At 39.5% G+C, this 22,110-nt stretch carries 14 protein-coding genes; 13 read left to right on the top strand and 1 reads right to left on the bottom strand.

Annotated elements, in window-relative coordinates; genetic code table 11:
• Positions 1 to 4 precede the first annotated feature (4 nt).
• The 9 genes from JKG64_RS06820 to JKG64_RS06780 all read left to right on the top strand — a co-directional run bounded on the left by JKG64_RS06820 (position 5) and on the right by JKG64_RS06780 (position 16,312).
• Positions 5 to 1,642 carry a ribulokinase gene (locus JKG64_RS06820; protein WP_210353572.1) on the top strand — a complete coding sequence of 546 codons (1,638 nt, stop codon included), beginning with the start codon at positions 5 to 7 and terminating at the stop codon, positions 1,640 to 1,642.
• Entirely contained in the window at positions 1,639 to 3,189 is a 1,551-nt protein-coding gene (locus JKG64_RS06815) for a sodium:solute symporter (protein ID WP_210353571.1), read from the top strand. Before JKG64_RS06820 ends, JKG64_RS06815 begins: the two co-directional genes overlap by 4 nt.
• Before the next feature lie 22 nt (positions 3,190 to 3,211).
• Positions 3,212 to 4,138, top strand: a complete 927-nt coding sequence (locus JKG64_RS06810; RefSeq protein WP_210353570.1) for a dihydrodipicolinate synthase family protein — start codon at positions 3,212 to 3,214, stop codon at positions 4,136 to 4,138.
• Positions 4,139 to 4,167: 29 nt separating this feature from the next.
• Positions 4,168 to 7,215 carry a SusC/RagA family TonB-linked outer membrane protein gene (locus tag JKG64_RS06805; RefSeq protein ID WP_210353569.1) on the top strand — a complete coding sequence of 1,016 codons (3,048 nt, stop codon included), beginning with the start codon at positions 4,168 to 4,170 and terminating at the stop codon, positions 7,213 to 7,215.
• Positions 7,216 to 7,217: 2 nt separating this feature from the next.
• Complete coding sequence (locus tag JKG64_RS06800; RefSeq protein WP_210353568.1) at positions 7,218 to 8,690, top strand: RagB/SusD family nutrient uptake outer membrane protein; 1,473 nt, start codon at positions 7,218 to 7,220, stop codon at positions 8,688 to 8,690.
• A 78-nt stretch (positions 8,691 to 8,768) separates the two neighbouring features.
• The gene (locus JKG64_RS06795) at positions 8,769 to 9,944 is read left to right on the top strand and encodes a sialidase family protein (RefSeq protein WP_210353567.1); all 1,176 of its coding nucleotides are present in this window, start codon (positions 8,769 to 8,771) and stop codon (positions 9,942 to 9,944) included.
• Between the two features lie 72 nt (positions 9,945 to 10,016).
• Complete coding sequence (locus JKG64_RS06790) at positions 10,017 to 11,264, top strand: DUF3748 domain-containing protein (protein ID WP_210353566.1); 1,248 nt, start codon at positions 10,017 to 10,019, stop codon at positions 11,262 to 11,264.
• Between the two features lie 308 nt (positions 11,265 to 11,572).
• On the top strand, positions 11,573 to 14,758 hold the full coding sequence (locus JKG64_RS06785; protein ID WP_210353565.1) for a SusC/RagA family TonB-linked outer membrane protein: 3,186 nt from the start codon (positions 11,573 to 11,575) through the stop codon (positions 14,756 to 14,758).
• Between the two features lie 6 nt (positions 14,759 to 14,764).
• Positions 14,765 to 16,312, top strand: coding sequence for a SusD/RagB family nutrient-binding outer membrane lipoprotein (locus JKG64_RS06780; protein WP_210353564.1), 1,548 nt, complete (start codon positions 14,765 to 14,767; stop codon positions 16,310 to 16,312).
• Positions 16,313 to 16,358: 46 nt separating this feature from the next.
• On the opposite strand, the gene JKG64_RS06775 is transcribed toward JKG64_RS06780, so the two are convergent.
• On the bottom strand, positions 16,359 to 16,586 hold the full coding sequence (locus JKG64_RS06775; protein WP_210353563.1) for a hypothetical protein: 228 nt from the start codon (positions 16,584 to 16,586) through the stop codon (positions 16,359 to 16,361).
• Between the two features lie 220 nt (positions 16,587 to 16,806).
• Between JKG64_RS06775 and JKG64_RS06770 the strand changes: the two genes are divergently transcribed.
• From JKG64_RS06770 to JKG64_RS06755, 4 genes are all read left to right on the top strand, one after another.
• Positions 16,807 to 17,568, top strand: a complete 762-nt coding sequence (locus JKG64_RS06770; protein ID WP_210353562.1) for a hypothetical protein — start codon at positions 16,807 to 16,809, stop codon at positions 17,566 to 17,568.
• 330 nt (positions 17,569 to 17,898) lie between these two features.
• Complete coding sequence (locus tag JKG64_RS06765) at positions 17,899 to 19,203, top strand: mechanosensitive ion channel family protein (RefSeq protein ID WP_210353561.1); 1,305 nt, start codon at positions 17,899 to 17,901, stop codon at positions 19,201 to 19,203.
• Positions 19,204 to 19,722: 519 nt separating this feature from the next.
• Positions 19,723 to 20,646, top strand: coding sequence for a nucleotidyltransferase family protein (locus JKG64_RS06760; protein ID WP_210353560.1), 924 nt, complete (start codon positions 19,723 to 19,725; stop codon positions 20,644 to 20,646).
• A gap of 262 nt (positions 20,647 to 20,908) precedes the next feature.
• Positions 20,909 to 22,012, top strand: a complete 1,104-nt coding sequence (locus JKG64_RS06755; RefSeq protein WP_210353559.1) for a helix-turn-helix transcriptional regulator — start codon at positions 20,909 to 20,911, stop codon at positions 22,010 to 22,012.
• Positions 22,013 to 22,110: the final 98 nt, after the last annotated feature.

Raw genomic sequence — 22,110 nt, 5'->3', positions numbered from 1 at the left:
CGTAATGGAGGGAAGACTGGTAATAGGAATGGACTTCGGCACGGATTCAGTGCGTGGGTTGTTGGTCAATTCGACTACAGGGAAGGTATTGTCTACAGCGGTGTCTTACTTTAAGCGCTGGAAAGAGGGGCTGTACTGTAATCCTGGAAGAGATCAATATAGACAGCATCCGCTCGATTATATCGAGTGTATTGATCATGTTTTTACCGAATTGTTGAAAGATCTGCCACCAGAAACAATCAGGCAGATAAAAGCAATTGGGACGAATACTACGGGGTCTACACCTGTTGCCGTTGATGAAAGTTGCCATCCAATAGCATTATGTGATGGTTTTGAGGAGAATCCTAATGCGATGTTTATCCTCTGGAAAGACCATACCGCGATAAAGGAGGCTGATGAGATTAATGTCTTGGCAAAAAAATGGGCGATCGACTATACACGGTTTAGTGGAGGAATCTATTCATCTGAATGGTTCTGGTCGAAAATCCTACACATAAATCGTGTCGATCCGGAGGTGGCTAAGGTGGCGTTTACCTGGGTCGAGCAGTCTGATTGGATACCAGCTTATTTATCAGGGACGACTAAGGCTTCGGAAATAAAACGTAATAGATGTGCCGCAGGACATAAAGCGATGTGGAATGAATCGCACGGTGGCCTACCGTCGTCTGAGTTTCTCTGTTCACTGGATTCTACTTTTTATCATCTGATCAATAGGTTCTATACTAATACATATACCTCAGATCAGGAGTTTGGGAAAATAGGAGAGTATTTTGTGAAGAGGTTTGGTTTTGATAAAGATACATTGATCAATGTAGGTGCAATTGATGCTCATCACGGAGCTGTAGGAGCGGGGAGTGAAGCGTACACCTTGATCAAAGTAATCGGTACGTCGACATGTGATATGCTGGTGGTTCCCAAGGAAGATAATCCTCCGTTGGTGGAGGGAATCTGTGGACAGGTGGATGGATCTATTGATCCTGGAATGGTCGGGTTCGAGGCAGGACAATCTGCTTTTGGCGATATCTATAACTGGCTCAAGAAGATGATGCTTAAACCAGTTTTGGAAATGGAAAATCTCAACCTGTCAGATCAGCAACGTAAAGTGTTGGAGGATAATTTCTTTGAGCACGTGACAAAAGAAGCCGCAGCTATCCCTTTGACTGTAGACGATATGCTATTTACTGATTATCATAATGGACGGCGGACTCCAGATGCAGATTTTACTAAAGCGTCTACTGCGTACGGGATTACTCTTGCCACAGAGGCTGGACATATTTTTAAAGCTTTGGTAGAAGGAACAGCCTTTGGTTCTAAGGCTATTATCGACCGTTTTCGTTCCTATAATATTCCTATAAAAACGGTCATCGCAACAGGAGGGATTCCTAATAAGGCGCCGTATGTAGTACAGGTATTGGCAGATGTCTTAGAGTGTGATGTGCAGGTAGTGGACAGCGAACAGACCTGTGCTTTGGGCTCTGTGATTTTTGCTTCTGTGGTAGCAGGAGCATATCCGGATATAGATACGGCGAAAATAAAACTTGCTGCTAAAGTTTCAAAAACGTACCATTGTAATCCTGAACGTGCCGCTATCTATAAAAAATTATATCAAGCTTATAAAGAATTAACACAATTAGAATTATGAAGAATCTTCCCCTACTTGATATTGCCATAATCGTGGTCTATCTATTGGCTATGGTACTCGTTGGAGTTTATTTCTCGAGAAGGAATAAATCGGCCGATGAGTTTACCCGGGCTGCTGGCCGGATCCCTGGATGGGCAATAGGGATATCGATCTATGCGACATTTTTAAGTTCAAATACTTTTTTGGGGGTTCCTGGGAAAGCTTTTGGTGGAAATTGGAATGCATTTGCATTTAGTCTCTCTATGCCATTGGCGGCATGGTTGGCTACCAAGTATTTTGTACCCTTCTACAGAAGTACAGGAGAGGTATCCGCATATACAAACCTAGAAAAACGATTTGGTACTTGGGCCCGGACTTATGCAGTTGTCTGTTTCTTGTTGACTCAATTGGCGCGTATAGGTTCTATTTTCTTCGGGATTTCGTTGACATTACAGGCATTGACGGGCTACAGTATGGTGGTTATTATGGTTGTGACAGGAATCTGTATCGTTATCTATACTGTGATGGGAGGAATTGAAGCGGTAATCTGGACGGAAGTGGTGCAGGGTATATTGAAGACTGTAGGGGCGGTCATCATCATTTATTTGGTGGTGAAGGAGGTACCTGGCGGCTTTAAGGATATTATTGATGTAGGAATAGCTGAAAACAAATTTAGCCTGGGGACATTGGATTTTGATTTTGTAAACTCGTCGTTTTGGGTTGTGTTGCTGTACGGTTTTTTTATCAATTTGAACAATTTTGGTATGGACCAGAACTATGTGCAACGTTATCATACAGCATCGAGCCCTAAAGAAGCAAATAAATCTGTATGGCTATGCGTATGGATTTACGTGCCAGTATCCTTGTTGTTTTTTGTTATTGGGACCTGTCTTTATACTTACTATATGCAGCATCCTGAGCTATTAGCAACGATAAAATTGCAGGCGGCTTCGGAACAACTCGGGCTAGGAGTGCAAACTCCGCAGGTAGCAGCGTTGGCCACTACATTGTCGCCTGCTGATTATGGAGACAAGATCATGCCTCATTTTATGGTTTACATGATCCCAACAGGATTGCTTGGGTTGATTGTATCCGCGATACTGTCGGCGGCGATGAGTACCATTAGTTCGGGTATGAATGCTTCGGCCACGGTATTCACAGAGGATATCTATAAAAGGTATTTCAATAAGGACTCTTCGGATACAAATAGCTTGAAAGTATTATATATAGCAACCGTGATCGTGGGAGTGATCGGTATGATCTGTGGAATTGCTATGATTGGTATTAAGAGCCTTCTGGATGTCTGGTGGACTCTATCCGGTATTTTTGCTGGAGGTATGTTGGGCCTGTTTCTACTAGGTTTAATCAGTAAAAAAGCGACTAATAGTGACGCTATTGTAGGGACCATCGTCGGAATATGTGTGATTCTTTGGATGACTTTCTCCTATCTCATTCCCGAAAATATGGCCTATCTACATAATCCATTACATGCAAACATGATTATAGTGGTAGGTACACTAACTATATTTTTATTTGGAAATATAAGCCGAAAATTAAGAACTAAATAAACTAACAACATATTGAAATATTATGATTAGGAATAATAAAGAATTTATTCCCGTGATGCTTATGCCCTTTTGTGAGGATAAGAGTATAGATTACGGTGCCTTAGAAAAACTTATCGAATTTTATTTAAGTGCTGGTGCACAGGGGTTATTTGCCAATTGTCTTTCGAGCGAAATGTTCCATTTGTCGAAGCAGGAAATGATCGAATCGGTTTCATTTATAGTACAAAAAGTGAACGGAAGAGTGCCTATTGTTGCAACCGGGACCTTTGCAGAATCTATTGAACTACAAGCTGCATTTGTAAAAGAAATCTATGCTACAGGTATACAGGCTGTTATTGTGATAACAAGTCTAATGGCTCAAGAGAAGGATGATGAAGCTACTTTTAGATCTAATATCCATCAGTTGCTGACTTTGACCGATGATGTACCCTTAGGTTTTTATGAATGTCCTGTGCCTTATAAGCGGGTGATTGATCCTGCTTTTCTAGGAGAGTTGGCCAAGACCGGTCGAATCATGTACCATAAAGATACATCTCTTGATATCGGAAATATACGAGCGAAAATTAACGAAACGGATGGTGTAAGCGATTTTGGTCTGTATGATGCGTATATGGTTCATGCGGTGGATAGTCTAGCGTCTGGATCTGCAGGTCTATCGTGTATTCAGGGTAATTATTTTCCAGAACTTATTGTCTGGATATGTAATAATTATAATGATTCTTTCCAGAAGAGTAAGGTCGATAAAGTGCAACAATTCCTAATCGATAATATGGATGTCATGCACTATGCGTATCCTACTGCTGCCAAATACTACCTACAAGGAACGTATAGTTGGATGGGAACAACATGTAGGCGAGATGATATAGAACCGCTTGATGGAGAAACAAAAATTAAATTAAATGAACTAAAGGAAAACTATGACAAATTAAAATCGGAAATTTTTAAATAAAATTATGAACCACTTATAAAAGTACAGTTATGATAGTTAAACTCAAAATTTTGGTGTTGTTTGTGCTGACACTTGCTTCCTATCAAGTGAATGCCCAGCAACAGATTACTGGTACGATCAAAGATCAAATTACGGGTAGTCCTATTATTGGAGCTACTATAGTAGGCGATAAAGCTGGTGTGGCCAATTCAGATGCACAAGGACGTTTTAGTCTTTCTATATCTAATGGCAACACTAGCCTTACAGTCAGCTATGTTGGTTACCAATCGCAGCGTATTCAGTTGGATTCTCGAACACACTATGAAATAGGTCTAATCGCGCAAGAAGGTGCATTGGAAGAAGTTGTAGTAATCGGATATGGTACCTCAAAGAAGTCAGATATAACGGGGAGTGTTAGTAGTCTGAATGAAAAGGATTTTAATAAAGGGGCAAATATCTCAGCGGAGCAATTGATTGCCGGTAAAGTGTCTGGCGTACAGGTTGTACAGAGTAGCGGTGAGCCTGGTGGCGGAATATCGGTGAATGTACGTGGAGTAGGATCTGTAAACGCCGGCAACTCGCCGTTGTATGTAGTGGATGGCTTTCCTATTGATAATTCGGCAACAGTGGGGGGGACTGGGGCCAATTTCACAGGGATGAAGTCCGCTCGTAATCCGCTGAATGCAATAAATCCAAATGATATTGCCTCTATTGAGGTATTGAAAGATGCATCTGCTACTGCAATTTATGGGTCCCGTGGTGCAAATGGTGTGGTGATTATCACAACAAAGAGAGGAAAGACGGGCGGACTGAATGTGAACTATGATGCTTATTATGGGGCACAAAATATACAACGAGATATTAATATACTCTCAACCCAACAATATAAAGATGTTATCAATGGTTTGATCGACGCTGGCGAGGGGACTGAAAGTCAGCGTATCGGTGACATTGTTGAAGGAACGGATTGGTTGTCTAAGATGTATTCTAAAAAAGCTCCTGTACAAAATCATAATCTATCTTTCTCCGGAGGGAATGAAAATACGAGATATCATACTTCACTAAACTACTTTGGGCAGGATGGTTTACTAATCAATTCGGATAATAAACGGTATAGTGCAAGGGTAAATCTAGAGCATACAGCGGGAAATTTTAAATTGGGAACGAATATTACAAGTTCATATATCAAAGATAATTATGTGGCTAATGGTATGGATTTGAATGAGCGTGCGGGCATTATTTATGCCGCTATTGCATACGATCCGACGTTGCCGATCTATAATGCTGATGGAACTTACAAACTGTCTCCAGATATGAATATCGATAATCCTCTAGCTATTGCTAATGGTAAGATGTCACAATCCAACCTGTATCGGACATTAGGAACTATCTACGGAGAAATGAACTTTCTAGAAGATTTTACTGCAAAATTAAATGTAGGAGCTGATATCTCAAATCAGAGACGTGATACATATGTAGATAGACAGACGATTGAAGGACGGGCTAACGGAGGGATAGCTAGTATTTTGCATGGAACTAGCACGAGTTATCTGGCAGAATTTACCGTTGGTTATAAGAAGAAAATTGATATACACGATCTAAACTTCTTAGTTGGTGTAACTGGGCAACAGTTTAATGATATATCTTCTTCTTCTCAAGGGAGTGGTTTTTCATCTGATGCGACAGGAACAAATAATATGGGGCTAGCTGATCCTACAAAATTTATTGTGAGTAGTGGTCGGACGAGGAATAGCCTATTGTCTTATTTAGGACGTGCAAATTATAATCTATATGACAAATATTTGTTTACGGCGTCTTTACGTATTGATGGTTCTTCGCGTTTTGGTACAAATAATCGTTTTGGGGTATTTCCATCTTTTGCTTTTGGATGGAAATTAGAAGAAGAAGAGTTTATCAAAGAGTTAGGCCTTTTTAATACGCTGAAGCTCAGAACTAGCTGGGGGCGGACAGGTAATCAAGAAATAGGTAATTACCAATCTATCTCTACTTATGCGGGTGGACAAAAGGCGGTAATCGGAAGTGGACAGGTTAGTACAACTACTCCTAGTCGTATTGCAAATCCAAATCTGAAATGGGAAACTTCAGAACAGCTCAATTTTGGATTGGATTACGGTTTTATGAGCAATAGAATTTCTGGAAGTGTCGATGTGTTTTACAAAGACACCAAAGATATGTTGTTAAACCTAGCAGTACCCCGTACTACTGGGTTTTCGACAATGATGACCAATGTCGGGGCCGTCCGGAACTCCGGTATTGAGTTTTTAATGAATACACAGAATGTGAAAGGGCCATTTAACTGGGAGACGACATGGAATTTTGCTTGGTTAAAGAATTTGGTCAAAGATCTTGGGTCGAATACCATTATTTATAATGGATCAGCAGGGGGGACATCTAATGTGTCTATTATTAAAGTGGGAGAACCAATATATTCTTTCTTTGGTTATGAAATAGATGGAATCTGGCAGAAAGGCGATGATTTCTCTACAACTAAAGATGCAGTGGTAGCGGGAGATTTTAAATACAGGGATATCAATGGCGATATGATTGTAAATGCCGATGACCGTGTGGTATTGGGCAATTCATTTCCGAAGTATACGGCATCGATGACCAATAACTTCGATTACAAAGGTTTTAATTTAAATATTTTTATCGATGGTGTTTTTGGAGTCAGTATGTTGAATAATAATCTGGTAGATACTTATTTTCCCGCAAATTTGAAACGGAATCGTTTGGCTGATCCTATGCTCAATCGCTGGACCGTAGACAATCCTTCCAATGTATATCCATCTTTTGTAAACCCATTAAAGCAAGGTAAGAAAGAGGTGAATTCGTATACGGTCGAAAATGCAAGTTACGTTAGATTGAATACTGTAAAATTAGGATACACGATTCCGCTTCAAAACACAAAATATGTGAAGGGAGTAAATCTTTATGTAGTAGGCCAGAATCTGGCGATTATAACCGATTATACAGGATATGATCCGTCTATCAACCCTAATGGGAGTGGAGCCAGAATTGACTGGAATGCCTACCCTACGGCGCGTACATTCATGTTAGGTATCAACTTAAATCTATAGTTATGAAGACTTTTAATACATCATTATTATATATATCCCTTTTTGCAACAACACTTACCGTTCAATCTTGTAATGATTTTCTCCAGGAAGAAGTGTACTCGCAATTATCGCCCACGAACTACCTAAAGACTAAAGAGGGACTGACCTCTGTATTGTATGAAGGATATGCTAAAGCGGCTAATATGAATAGTAATAATTCTATTTATGTTTTAGGTCCGCAAGAATTTTCTACAGATATACTTTATCAAAGTGGCGATAACGTCGAGGCTACTATTCGGAATTTCAGAGATTTCAATTGGGATCCAACAATGGATTTTTTGATTCAGAATTGGGATTCTCCTTATCAATGTATTCGCAATAGTAATATTCTTTTGGAGAATATATCGATGTCTAACCTTTCTGATGAGGAGAAAAAACTGTATTCTGCTGAAGCTCGGTTTTTAAGAGCTATATCTTATTATAAGTTGTATTTCTTTTTTGGCCCAGTACCCTTACGCACCTCAACCACAGAGTCGTTGAGTCTGCCAAGAGCTAAGGAAGAAGAGATGAAAAGCTTTATTGAGAGTGAGTTAGGAGCATCTCTTGTTGATTTGCCTAACCCTGGGGCTGAAAAGGAAAAGTATAGAGCTCATAAAGCTGCAGCAAAAGGTTATCTTGCGAAATTTTATTTGAATACACACCAATGGCAAAAAGCAACGGATGTTTTGGCAGAGTTTTTAAAGGATTTTAATTACACATTATACCCAGAATATAAAGATTTGTTTAAAGTAGAAAACGAAAATAATAAGGAGTTTATTTGGGTGCGTCCTGCTATTGCATCTTCTGATCGTGCTACTGCTAATAGTTGGAGTAATGTGGCGTTTCCAGAGAATTTTAAATCAGCACCTCAGATTGGGCTGACCTTTAAATCCAGTTGGCTAAATTGGCCGAATGAATTTAGGATTTACGATGAGTTTTATAATTCATTTGAAACGAATGATAAGCGGAAGAATCTGATGATCACAAGTTATATCAATAACGCTGATCAGACAGTAACCTTATTGGGATCGGATAATGTTCGGTCATTCAAATATTGGCCTGATCAAAATCACGTCGGAGCCGCCCACGGTAATGATATTCCTGAAATTAGATTGCCTGATATTTACTTATCTTATTCGGAGGCACTCAATGAGTTACAATATCCTAGTCAACAGGCCTTTGATTACCTGAATCTGGTTCGGAAGAGAGCTGGATTATCAGATCTGACAAGTATTGAAGTTACCAGTAAAGAGATGTTTAGAGATAAAATTTTGTTGGAACGGGGACATGAGTTTTATAATGAGGGACATCGTCGTATGGATATGATCCGCATGGGTAAATTTATATCTGATGCGGTGAGAAGAGGTAAAAATGCAAAATCTTACCATGTAGTTCACCCTATACCACAAGTGGTAATTGACTCTGATCCACAGATTAAGCAAAATGAAAATTTTTAAAGAATTTTCTGATAAGTTCTGTTTGAGGTAAAGGGAAAATTTTAAATTAGTTACACGGATTATTAAATAAGTTATATTATGCAAAGATTTTTTTTTCTATATGTTGTCCTTTTGTTGGCGCACACAGATGGGCTCGCTCAACGTTTTTCGCATGTACCAGGTACGGTAGTTCACTACCAACCGGCAAGTACACAAAAGTATATAGGTTCTCCTAGTTTGGTTATATTGCCAAATGGTGACTATGTGGCGTCGCATGATTTTTTTGGTCCACAGAGTTCGGAATGGCAGCAGGCGGTTACGACAATTTATCGTTCAAAAGATAAAGGTCGCTCTTGGAAAAAAGCCAGTGAAATCAATGGAGCATTCTGGAGTTCTTTGTTTGTGCATAAGGGTGAACTATTCTTACTAGGACCGGATAGACACCATGGGACTGTGTTGATTCGTAAATCTTTAGATGGAGGTAAGTCTTGGACTAAACCTACGAATAAAGAGAATGGTGTGCTGTTAACAGGCGAATTTCACTGTGCTCCAATGCCGGTTGTAGAGTATAATGGTCGTTTATGGCGACCGATGGAGACGGCACATGGTCCTGTCTTAAAGTGGGGAGAGCGTTACGGAGCTATGGTTATGTCAGCACCAATTGATGCGGATTTGATGAATGCAAAATCTTGGCAGGCCAGTACGCCGTTATTTTTTGATAAAAGTTATCTGAATGGCAATTTTACGGGATGGCTGGAAGGCAATTTCGTTGTAGGACCAGATAAACAGATGTGGAATATGCTACGAGTGGATGATAAAACTACACTAGATGAGAAGGCAGCTATGGTGAAGATCTCGGCAGATGGTAAGGAATTAAGTTTTGATCCTACACAAGGTTTTATACCTTTTGATGGGGGAAGTAAGAAATTTGTGATCAAATATGATCCAGAAAGCGGATATTACTACACGTTGACAAATTCAATCCCCGAACGATATAGGAATGTGGATCCTAAGCGAACTAATCCTGCCAATTATCGAAATGTATTAATGTTACGTAAATCGAAAGATTTACAGAATTGGCAAGATGTGAAAGTTATTTTGGAACATAAAGACGTGGCTAATCATGGTTTCCAATACGTAGATTGGTTATTTGAAGGCAATGATCTAATTGTGTTGTGTAGAACAGCTTACAACGATGGAAAAGTAGACGCAAAAAATAACCATGATGCTAATTTCTTAACATTTCACCGTATTGAAGGATTTAGAAAATTATAAGTTACATAAGTAATGAGTCTGTTAAACCGATCTATATTATTCTGTTTTTTACCCTTTAGTTTCTATAGCTGTATGCATGAATTTAAGGTTACAACCTTAACCCAGTCGGCCAGTGGCCATACCCTACACCATAATGGTGTTTTTTCTCCTGATGATGAATGGATTGTGTTTGACGGTCGTAATGATGATACCAAAATAGGAGAGACATCAACAATCGGCATGGTCAATGTAAATACCGGTGAGGAAAAAATCCTTTACAAAACTGATAATCAAACACAATATGGCCCCGGTGTAGGTGCTGCTTCCTTTAGCCCAAAAGAGAATATGGTGTTGTTTATTCATGGATTGTATGATGCGGATCAAACTAAACCTTATGATATGGCCAGGCGCTTTGGTCTGGCAATAGAGACGGACAGGCCTATGATGGGAATACATATGGATGCCCGTGATGTGGTGCCGCCTTATATCCCTGGATCACTACGTGGTGGGACGCATTCGCATGCTTGGAGTGCAGATGGTAGATTAGTCAGTTTTACTTATAATGATGAGTTTGTAGATCCGGACTTGCGTGTGGTTGGAGTGATGGTGCCTCACGAAAGTGGCGTAACAGTGCCAGAGGAGAAAGGCAATAACAACGGGAAGCTATATGCTGCCGTAGTTACTGATGTCGTACGAGAGCCAAAGTGGGGATCGGATGAGATTTCTAAAGCTTTTGATGAATGCTGGATAGGAGCTAAAGGAAAATATGAAATAGCGTTTCAGGGAAATACACGTAATGATAAAGGAGAGACCATAACGGAGATTTTTACAGTTGAAATAGATCCGCAGGTGATTGTGCAGGATAGAGGGGCAGTGGGCAAGGTTGGTGAGCGCCCTCAGGTACCACAAGGAATCAAACAACGAAGGTTGTCTCGAACCATTAAGGGCCTGTCTGATTTGAGGCATTGGTTACGATCTTCTCCGGATGGTAGTACAGTCTATGCATTAGGGAAGGATGATCAAGGCCGTAATCAGGTGGTGCAATGTAATGTGATGACGGGGGAAACGACCTATGTGTCAGATTTGGACTTTTCTATTTCTTCTCCCATAAATATCAGTACCAAAGGAGATAAGGTTACATTTATAGGTAATAATAATGTGTATGTATTTCATTTAGTATCAAAGAAGCTTGATAAGTTGACCTTAAATACTCCAGAAGATTTAAAAGTGGTTGGAGTTCCGGTTTTCTCAAGAAAAGATGATAAGATAGCGTTTAATCAATTTGCCTTTAGAAATGGAGTAGAGTATATTCAAATTAAATTAGTTGATGTTACCAATTGACCTCCTGCTGGAGTAGAGGCTGTGATTTGATTTCACCTATTTTGTTTAAATATATTAAAAGTGCTAAAATGCAATTTCAGTTGGAGATTGCATTTTTTTATTTACACTGATTTTGAGTTACTTATGTTGTATTTGCACTAAAGTCTACTAATTAGGTGGATTATATGTATATTTGTCTTTTTAATAATGAAATATGATACAACAATTCTTTTTCCGAATGTGTTGAGGGGATAATCGAGGGAGAGGACGGATTATTCCCAAAAACATTAGCCGTTAGTTTTTAACCATTAATTAGTGTTATTTTTAATATGAACAGAGCTTTACATACAAGTCTCGTCTGGGCGGCTATTGCCCTCGGGACAGGAAAAATCTACGCCCAATCTTCCCTCGCTGGAAGAGTTGTTAACCAAGAAGGGCAGGCTATAGCAGGAGCGACAGTTACGGATCTCGCTACACTAGTCAAAACGCAAACCGATTCCGATGGACGTTTTCAATTGAGTATCAAGGCGGATAAGCCACGTGTTAGCGTTAGTTATATCGGATATGAAGAACAAACTTTACAGAGTTTTTCACTTTCAGGAGATCTACTTGTTACCTTAGTCCCGATATCGGAACAGTTGAATGAGGTGGTCGTCACAGCCTTGGGGATATCTCGTGAAAAGAAGGCTTTGGGCTACGCAGTACAAGAAGTGAAAGGCAGCGAATTGCAGACAAGACCGACGAACGCCGTGAGTGCTCTTTCTGGTAAAGTTGCCGGTCTTCAGGTAATTTCTTCTGGAGGTAATATGGGAGGTTCTTCTCGCGTACTCTTACGGGGAATCAACTCTATCGCTGGAAATAATCAACCGCTTTATGTGATCGATGGTACACCTATTGATAACAGCGACCTGAATACAACCTCGACCATCAATGGTAGCGCAGGAAAAGATGTAGGAAACTTGATTCAAGATATAAATCCGGATGATATTGCAAGTGTAACCGTCTTGAAGGGACCGACAGCTGCAGCATTATATGGTTCGAGAGCTGCCAACGGAGTGATTCTGATTACGACTAAAAAAGCGGCTAAAGGTGAGCGGGTGGATATTTCAGTTAATACAGGACTGGAATTTGAAAATGTGGTTCGCCTGCCCAAGAGACAAAAATTATACGGACAGGGCTATTCTAAGGATTTTAAAACACAGGAAATCAACGGAAAGGATTATCAGATCGTAGACTATGCTTCGGACGAAAGCTGGGGACCGCGTCTAGATGGGCAGCAAGTATTGCAGTGGTACGCATTGGATCCTGAAGATGCAGCTGCTTATCTGAAGACTACTCCCTGGGTATACCCGAAGCATGACGTAAATTATTTCTTTAGAACTGGATTGTCAAATACGAACAACCTGGCTATAGCAGGAACTAGTGGAAATACCAATTACAGATTCTCTTATACGAATAAAAATGTGCGTGGTACGGTTCCCAATGCGACGTTGAATAGAAACACGTTGAATTTTTCTGGAGGAACGCAGCTTGGTAAGCTTCGCATTACTTCTAACATAAACTATGTAAGGAACAGCTCTGTCGGTAAGCCCTGGTCGGGCGCATCGAACAGAAATATCATGTTAGAAGCATTTCAATGGGGGGCGGTACAGGTTGATTATAAGTTGTTGGAAGACTATAAGCGGGCAGACGGTACGCCAAAGGCTTGGAATAGGACGGGATGGCAAAATACACCTGCCGGAAAAGCAACACGTTTTATCGATAACCCGTTCTGGTCGGCTTATGAAAGCTATTTGGAAGAACAAAGGGATAGATTTTATGGGAATGTTGGATTACAGTATGAGGTCAATGATTGGTTAACGCTGAATGCCAAAGCACATGGTGACGTGTATAATTTTAGATCACAGGATAGGATCGCTGTATACTCTAGAAGTACTTCGCAATATGAAGAAGCTGCTAATACATTGAATGAGTATAATTATGAGTTTTTGGCAACGGCTAATAAGAGATGGGACAACTGGTCTTTGGTCGCTAATGCTGGGGCCAATCTGAGAGATCAAAAACGTAAAGTAGATTATGCGATTACGCAGGGAGGTCTAGTGGTACCTAATTATTACAACCTGAAAAATGCATCGTCAGTGAAGGTAGATAACTTCCGTTACCATACGCGGACTCCTTCTTTGTATGGAAGTGTATCTTTAGGCTATGCAGATTATCTGTTTTTGGATGCGACATTGCGGAATGATTGGTCTTCGACATTGCCCATTAAGAATAATTCATTTTTATATCCTTCGGTGACCGGAAGTGTTATTCTGAGTCAATTAGAGGCATTAAAACAATTGGACTGGCTTTCTTTCGCAAAAGTGAGATTAGGCTGGGCTCAGGTGGGGAATGCTACTGATCCTTATCAACTGGCCAAAGTCTATGATGTAGAGCAAGCATTTGACGGTAGACCTGCCAATAGCCTGTCCCAAAAACTGAATAACGAGTTCTTAAAGCCAGAGATGACGACTTCTTGGGAGACTGGCGCCCAGTTGCAGTTATTCCGTAATCGCTTGGGACTGGATATAACATACTATAATAATGACTCGCGTAATCAGATACTGGCTGTTCCAGTTTCTTCCTCTTTTGGTTACGAAACGAAGGTCCTCAATGCCGGTAAAATCAATAATAAAGGAATTGAGGTAACACTGACAGGTACACCTATCAAAGGGGCTGACTTGGAGTGGAATACGATGTTCAACTGGTCTAGAAACCAAAATAAAATTGTGGAGATCGATGATATGGTCAATACATTGACGCTAAGTGATGCATTGGTTAATCTAGTGGCCCGCGAAGGCGAAGCTTATGGACAGTTTCTAGGATACGATTTTGTATATACAGACGATGGACGTAAAGTGTTGGATAAAGATGGGCTATATATGAAAACGTCTCAATTGACACCACTTGGCTCCGTGTTGCCAAAATACATTTTTGGCTTTCAAAATCAATTTCGCTACAAACGTTTCAGCCTCGGTTTTCTAATTGATGGTCGGGTGGGAGGAAGCTTCTTCTCGCAAACCTATAAAGTGGGGATGTATGCAGGAATATTGGACAAGACTGCAGCGAATAATATACGGGAGACTGGTGTTGTATTGGACGGGGTGAAGGCTGATGTTGGTTTTAATGCGGATGGAACTTATACCGTCAGTAATGTGAAAGAAAATGATAGTCGGGTTACAGCGCAACAGTGGGCGAGAAATGAATACAATGGGCCTACAGCGTTCTCTATTTTTGACGCTACTTTCGTCAAATTACGCGAGGTGACACTTGGTTATAATTTCAAAATCAATAATACAAAGACGGTTAGAGATATAGGTGTATCCCTGTATGGCCGCAATCTTTGGAACATCTATACGAAAAGTAAGTATATCGATCCAGAGTTTACTTCCAGCGGGGGGAATGTACAGGGGATAGAAGGGGGAAATATTCCTACTCCTGTAACTTATGGTTTTAATGTAAACGTTAAATTTTAGACTGAGATGAAAGCATATAAATATATTATAGGACTGTTGTTGGCTACAGCACAGCTTGTAGGTTGTTCAGATCGTATTTTTGAAGAGATCAATACGGACCCTAATAAGCCGGCTGCCGTAAGTACGTCGAGCTTGTTGGTCGGAGGTGAACGACTTTTGATAAATACGGTTAGGAATCCCGATCTGAATCTTCGCGGAGCGCAGCTGTATGCGCAGTATTTTAGTCAGAATATCTATACCGACCAATCGCGTTATATGATACCAGTAAATTATTCTGATGTATTTTGGACAGGGGTAAACCGGGCATTGAATAATCTCAATGAGATTATTAAGTTGAATGTGGATGAAAAAACGAAAGAGTGGGTGACTACCGGAGGAGTGGGAACTAATACTAATCAGATAGCGATCACCCGAATATTGAAATCCTATGCTTTCCATAATCTGACGGATGTATTCGGAGATATTCCTTATCAATCTTATGGCAGTAAAGATCCTGATTTTGAAGCTTTGCAGCAGAATCCGGATAATCTTACTCCAAAGTATGCTCCGCAGGAAAAAATATATACCGATATTCTAAATGAGTTAAAACAGTCGGCAGATACATTGTTCAAGTATAAAGAACTACAGACTTTTAAGAACTCGGATATTATCTATGATGGCAACAATCTGAAATGGGCCAAATTTGCGAATAGTCTGAGACTGCGATTGGCTAATCGTATTGCACATAAATTACCTGCATTGGCAACAGAGCATATAAACGATGCCCTAGCCAAAGGCGTTTTTGAATCTAATGCAGATAATGCGGTATTTAAATATTCGAACTCTTCGCCAAATGAAGCGCCTCTGTATCAGGCAACAGTCACAGCAAATAGAAAGGATTTTGCCATTTCACATGTTATTGTAGACGTATTGAAGGGAAGTAGAGGACCTTTCGGAATCGCAGATCCACGGCTGAAAGTTTTTGCAAAACCAAATAGTAAAGGCGTATACTTTGGGCAACCATATGGATTACCATTAGCAGCGGCAGATTTATTCCCTGTAGATTCAATATCGCTTCCAGGTGCAGTTATTGATGCTGCCAACTACGGTGAAGTTTTGATGGAATACGCAGAGGTGCAGTTCTTGATTTCAGAAATAAAAGGATGGGATGAGCAGGCGTACAAAAAGGGAGTGCGGGCTTCTTTGGAGAAATGGGGAGGTGATCAGAATGAAATAGATAATTATTTGAATCTGTTGCCTATAGCCAATAAAGAGCATGTATTAAGCCAGAAATATCTAGCGCTATTTAATCAGGGAATCGAGGGCTGGTCAGAGATACGTCGAACAGGCTATCCTCTATTTTTAGTGAAGAAGGGGGATGTTGTCTGGTCTGGTACCGTAAAAGGGTCTCAGGTATCTTATCCGTTCCTGCCGGAGGTAGGAGATGGAATTCCTAGTCGCTTTATTTATCCATTAAAGGAACAGAGTACGAATAGAACAAAGTACAGAGAAGCGCTTGAGCGGCAAGGAGATGATGTTATTGGTACAAAGGTATGGTGGAATAAAGAAAGTTAGCTATTATTTCTCCTTTGAGATTGATGGTTTTATTTTGAGCCGGTTACTAAGGGTAATCGGCTCTTTTGTTTAGAAGAATCTGTGATCTGTTGCTACCGTTTTTACCAACTTTCCAATACACAATCCATCCAAAAAATGTAGTCAGAAGAATAATCAATACCCAGAATAATCGTTCTTCGCTATATAGTTTAGGATTGTTTACAGCATGGTACAGCGTGTAAACAAAAAAAGTAAATAGAAGAACTATTAGAGCGATGAGCTCTATATTCTCCATCAATTGTGGAAGCATATTATTAACCTATTGTTTGATGTGTTTTTCAGTCTTTTGATTTGACAAAAATAAGATTTAAGTACTTCCTAAATTATGGGAAACCGTAAAGGAGGAGGCATGGTTGATTTTAAATCTCACTCTTACTGCTCACAATCTAAATGAGGAATTAAGGGTAACATTTTATGACTCTTGTGGATAGATAAGTAAAATATATACTGAACAGATGAGGCTCAAGATCACACAGATTACTTTACTTTTACTATTTTTTGCTATTTTATTGGGTATGTGGTATATATATCCACAGAGTAGCAATAGGACCTCTTATAAAAGCTATCGCTACCTCTCTCAGATTAGAAAGAGCGGACCATATATCATAAAAAGGCTGACGAATGCCGAATTGGACTATGTACCCTGTCTGTTATTAGGAAATAAAGTAGATGAAGATGCTGTATACCTTGATCCGAATGGGGAGAATATATGGTATTTGTCTATTGACAATGTGAAGGACAGGGAAAGCATTTTTTATAAAGGGCCCTCCTGGATTCAAATGGACTTTGAAGGTCGTATTTTGCAAAGCCTTCCCGAAAATAAGCAACCACCTAGCGGGGGAATATTTCTTAAAGACAAACTTGGGATCAAAGGTTTTGACTGGAATGACTCAAATGGGGTACTTCGGGTAGCTTATTTTAAGCGAAATCATTTTAATTGGAATCTATTAAATCCATTCCAGATTCATGATTTATTAGATGCGAGACATAAGCCAAAATGCTACTGGAACGGTACCGCTTATCTTAGAATGAAAATGCCTCAAGGCGAAATCGATTTTAAAGTCGAAACTAGTAATACGGACGATGGGTATAAGTTTGAAGCAAAGCTTTTTGAAGTCCCCACTACATTTTCCGAAAACCAGACTATGATATTTACTTTAACCAATACCGACACATCGGGGAAGGACAAAGGAATATATTTGATATACAAAAAATAAAACTATTTCTTGACTTGGATGAATGGCATATTTGTGCTTTCTTCCAAATGTATAGCTTTACCGAGGGAGGGTATAGCTTTGGACTTAACAACTAGAATACACAGGATAAATTGGGAAACCATGGTTTATTATGGTTAAAAGAGGGGAGTATTACGTAGATGCCCGCAGATTTGTGTTATCTTAGTCGATTGACAACATGTACTGGAGTGCCTTTTCGGAAATGAATGGCTTTCCTTTGTTCTATCCATGTCTCTATTTTAGGAGAGGCGGATCTGAGCAAAGAAGATTTATAGGCTATATGCTTTGTAAAGGGGACTGAAAAAAGATGATATGGAAGAAACGACAATACTGAATTTTAGCGAACAATCGACTAGTGCAATTTACCAACAGACGTTTGATTGGATTCAGCGATTTGGATTGACGGAACAGATTAATCATATATTAGCTTCTGGAGCACTACTTTTTTTCGCCTGTATACTTTTGGTTATTGTTGATTATATAACGCGGTATGTATTCAATACCCTAGCAAGCAAATTTATAAAAAAGACGAACACCGATTGGGATGATCGTTTGCTCGATAATAGGGTACAGGTTCATTTAAGCCGTTTAATTCTAGTTATTATAGCCCAGCAGGTATTTCCCTTTATATTTATGGGGTTTCCTGTATTCAGTAATGCTTTAAGTACCTTTCTGGCAATTCTGATGATACTTGCTGTCTATGCTTTGGTCAACAGTATATTGCGTACCATGCGAGACATACTTAGGAGTACCAAGGTCTTTAAGGATAAGCCGGTTGATAGTTACCTACAGGTGGTACAGATCTTTTTGATCTTCATTGTTGGAATGTTGGTTGTGTCATTGTTAACGGGTAAATCCCCATGGTCATTTTTAGTGTCTCTAGGTGCAGCATCTGCAATCCTCATGTTAGTGTTTAAAGACACAATTTTGGGATTCGTGGCGAGTATACAAGTCTCGGCCAATGATTCCGTACGGGTAGGGGATTGGATTGAAATGCCTAAGTATGGAGTAGATGGTGATGTCTTGCAGATAAACTTGAATAATGTACGTATTCAAAACTGGGATAAAACCATTGTGACTATTCCGACGTATACGTTACTTAGCGATTCGTTCAAGAATTATAGAGGTATGCAGGATAGCGGTGGTCGACGGATAAAACGGCCGATTAATATTAAGATCTCTTCCATACGCTATGTCACCCTAGATGAAATTCAAGAACTCAAGAAAATTGCCCTATTGAAGCCCTATATTGAAAAGCGAGAAGAAGAGATAGCGGCTTTCAATAAAAGGGAGGGAATAGATGACAGTGTACTGGTTAACGGTCGGCGGATGACTAATATTGGATTATTTCGTGCTTATGCAATGGCCTATGCACGTAAAAATCCTGGGATTCATCAAGAATTAACACTTTTGGTACGTCAATTAGCCCCTACAGAACATGGCTTACCCTTAGAACTCTATATGTTTACAAGGGGAACACAGTGGGCATTTTTTGAAGATACAATGTCCGATTTATTCGATCATCTTTTTGCTGCTATTAAATATTTTCACCTTGAAGTCTTTGAGCTACCCGCTTCTGACGATTTGCGTAACGTAATGGCGGAAAGAGCTTCCTAGTAAATTATATATCCAGAAGATAAGACTTTCTTCTTTTTGTTCCGTTGTCGAAAAACATAACGAGAGTCAACCAGCACAATAATCTTTTTTGAATAGTTGTTTTCGGTAGAAAGTTTTGACGCTGCCCGAAAACTTTTCTTCCTCTTCTTTATTATGATCGGTGTTTGAATAATATCACCTGGTCATAGTCAATTTGAGACAAAGATATAAGACTTTTAGTTTTCAATCATATCGTTACCTTCGTTCTCATTAATAGATACCTGTAGCACTTGTTTAGGCATCAATATTTGACTATAAAACTTTCTATTACCGTTATAAATTTTCATAAATCGTGCATGCAAAAGTGGCCTAAATGGCCACTTCTGCATTGTGGTCAAAAGTGAAAAAAGTACCGGTTGTATGTGCTTAAGTACAACGTAGGAGGTATGTCTCTGATGGAGAGAAGGACAGCATATGGGATAGTTCGGTTAAGACGAACCGATCTGCCAGGTGGTGAATATTAAGAAGTAACTATAATATATGAATTTAAACAGAAGTAAACCGACGTTATTGATTATGGCTGCCGGAATGGGAAGCCGTTACGGTACCCTCAAGCAATTTGATGATTTTGGACCAGCGGGAGAGACTATTCTTGACTATTCGATTTACGATGCGATTGCGGCTGGGTTTGGGAAAGTCGTTTTTGTGATACGGGCAGAGTCGTTACCTACCCTTCGCGCATTATATGAAGAGAAACTAGCCCATAAAATTGAAGTACGCTACGCTATACAGGACTCCGATTTAAGAAAGTTTGGCATTAAGCATGATGTGTTGCGGATTAAGCCATGGGGTACAGGTCATGCTGTACTTAGTGCATTTGAACATGTTAATGAGCCGTTTGCTGTAATCAATGCTGATGATTTCTATGGGCGGGATGCTTTTCAGAAAATGGCTGATTTTCTGCGTACAAAAATTTCAAATATGCATATGGGAATGATTGGCTTTCGTCTGGCTAATACATTGTCGGACCATGGTTCTGTATCTCGTGGAGTGTGTTCGGTTAGCCCTAGAGGAAATCTAGAGGCGATTGTAGAGCGAACCAAAATATACTATAAGGAAAGAGACGGCAATAGAGATATTGCCTACAAGGAAAATGATACCGAACAGTTCTTAGATGCCGATACACAGGTCTCTATGAATTTTTGGGGTTTTACACCCAAAATTTTTAAAGTTGCACTAGATTTGTTTACTGTATTCGTCGAACAGAATCTGGAACACCCCAATGCGGAGTTTTTTATACCATCAGTGGCCGATTATATGATTCGAAATTCTCTGGCGGATTTTGAGGTAGTTGGCACAAGCGCCAAATGGTTTGGGGTCACCTACAAAGAAGATAAGATAATCGTACAGCGATCTATACAGGAGCTTGTAGAGACTGGAGTCTATCCCCGTTATCTTTTTTAAAGTTGATTTTTACACTGTTACAGTAGTTTTTTACTGTAGCAGTGACAATTTTGTAATTATGAGCCTTGATAAACGATAAATGTAGTTGTTATGCTACATATATAATTTATGCTTGATATTTAGATTCTTAAAGTTATTATTTCGGTTATTTTTGATGTTTAGTCAAAACTTATGGAAAAAACTATAGCCGAAGGACGTGAAATCACCACGCCCTCGGAAATTGGTCGTTCTAGAAGTTAGATTACCTAAACACGATATTGAAATGAGTATTTTATTGACCGGATCGACATTTACGGTGTTCATCCTGAGTGCTTTTTTCATTTTTCTAAATATGGGAAAAGAAAAAATTGTATTTAACCGGTATCTATTATTGATGCTTTTATTGGCTGTGTTTTTTCTAATGTTAGAATATATGTCTCAGGTATTGGCATCGCCGTGGTTACATCTGGTCTTAGAGTTTCCGATGGGATTATTATACGGACCCGGATTACTACTTTTGATTCATAATCTACCTCAAAATCACACCCGAACCCGGCCAATTTGGATACACTTCATACCTTTCTTTGTAGCTTTGCTAATTTATTTGTTTATTGTTCAGGATTCTACCCGACATTATCGCTATAGTTTAGATTATACGATGACCATGCAGTTTATTGCTGTGCTTCATTTAGGTTGCTATTTATTATACTTTAGACCGAGTGTGTCGAGAATACTCCGGGGACGTGTCAAGGAGCATAACATCACCAAGGCCGCTTGGTACTTTTCATTTCTGCTTTTAATTACTTGCTCATTACTCTTATTGGTAGATATGATCGAAGAGCCTGCTAATATTCTTATTCATAGGATTTTTTCTGTCTTATTGTACGCGATGTTTTTGTTAGGAGCTTCGTTTGTTTTTTTAATGCAAAGACGATTGAAAAAGCTGTTTTATGCCATTGATACGAGTAAAGAGGAGCAAGAAAGCCCCGTTCCAGAAAAGAGTAAGAAGAGGAATACAATTCCATTGATTCCTCTCACAAGAGAGCAAGAGGTTTCCTATCGAAATAGGATTGAGCTATTCATACAAACATTGGCTTATTTAGATAGCGATCTCAACAAAGATAAATTCAGTAGTCAATTGGAGATTCCAGTACAACATATTGCTCCTTTTTTAAAGCAGGAGTTTGGAAAGGGCTTTAATGCATTTGTCAATCAATTACGGTTGAGTTATGCCATACGGCAGCTCAAAAGTGAAGAATTGATGTACACTATAGAAGATCTGTCTATGGTTTGTGGGTTTAGTTCCCGAGCTTCTTTTTACCGAAACTTCCAAGCTGAATTTGGCTGTTCTCCCCACCAATATCGTTTGGATTACGGGGAAGATTAGATTCATTTTAAAGAAGTCTTATAGTAATCGAGTTCCTACCTACGGAGTTACCGTATTTATGTATTCCATCAAATATTTGCCTTTCTTTGTGACCTTAT

This window comes from Sphingobacterium tabacisoli (genome assembly GCF_017908035.1).
Taxonomy (GTDB): domain Bacteria; phylum Bacteroidota; class Bacteroidia; order Sphingobacteriales; family Sphingobacteriaceae; genus Sphingobacterium; species Sphingobacterium tabacisoli.
Note: the sequence above shows the minus strand (reverse complement) of the source record. Positions and strands in the feature narration are given on the sequence as shown.

Bases quoted from the DNA above. Each gene is read 5' to 3' on its own strand.
- JKG64_RS06820 (WP_210353572.1), top strand. From the start codon at position 5: ATGGAGGGAAGACTGGTAATAGGAATGGACTTCGGCACGGATTCAGTG.
- JKG64_RS06815 (WP_210353571.1), top strand. From the start codon at position 1,639: ATGAAGAATCTTCCCCTACTTGATATTGCCATAATCGTGGTCTATCTA.
- JKG64_RS06810 (WP_210353570.1), top strand. From the start codon at position 3,212: ATGATTAGGAATAATAAAGAATTTATTCCCGTGATGCTTATGCCCTTT.
- JKG64_RS06805 (WP_210353569.1), top strand. From the start codon at position 4,168: ATGATAGTTAAACTCAAAATTTTGGTGTTGTTTGTGCTGACACTTGCT.
- JKG64_RS06800 (WP_210353568.1), top strand. From the start codon at position 7,218: ATGAAGACTTTTAATACATCATTATTATATATATCCCTTTTTGCAACA.
- JKG64_RS06795 (WP_210353567.1), top strand. From the start codon at position 8,769: ATGCAAAGATTTTTTTTTCTATATGTTGTCCTTTTGTTGGCGCACACA.
- JKG64_RS06790 (WP_210353566.1), top strand. From the start codon at position 10,017: ATGCATGAATTTAAGGTTACAACCTTAACCCAGTCGGCCAGTGGCCAT.
- JKG64_RS06785 (WP_210353565.1), top strand. From the start codon at position 11,573: ATGAACAGAGCTTTACATACAAGTCTCGTCTGGGCGGCTATTGCCCTC.
- JKG64_RS06780 (WP_210353564.1), top strand. From the start codon at position 14,765: ATGAAAGCATATAAATATATTATAGGACTGTTGTTGGCTACAGCACAG.
- JKG64_RS06775 (WP_210353563.1), bottom strand. From the start codon at position 16,586: ATGGAGAATATAGAGCTCATCGCTCTAATAGTTCTTCTATTTACTTTT.
- JKG64_RS06770 (WP_210353562.1), top strand. From the start codon at position 16,807: ATGAGGCTCAAGATCACACAGATTACTTTACTTTTACTATTTTTTGCT.
- JKG64_RS06765 (WP_210353561.1), top strand. From the start codon at position 17,899: ATGGAAGAAACGACAATACTGAATTTTAGCGAACAATCGACTAGTGCA.
- JKG64_RS06760 (WP_210353560.1), top strand. From the start codon at position 19,723: ATGAATTTAAACAGAAGTAAACCGACGTTATTGATTATGGCTGCCGGA.
- JKG64_RS06755 (WP_210353559.1), top strand. From the start codon at position 20,909: ATGAGTATTTTATTGACCGGATCGACATTTACGGTGTTCATCCTGAGT.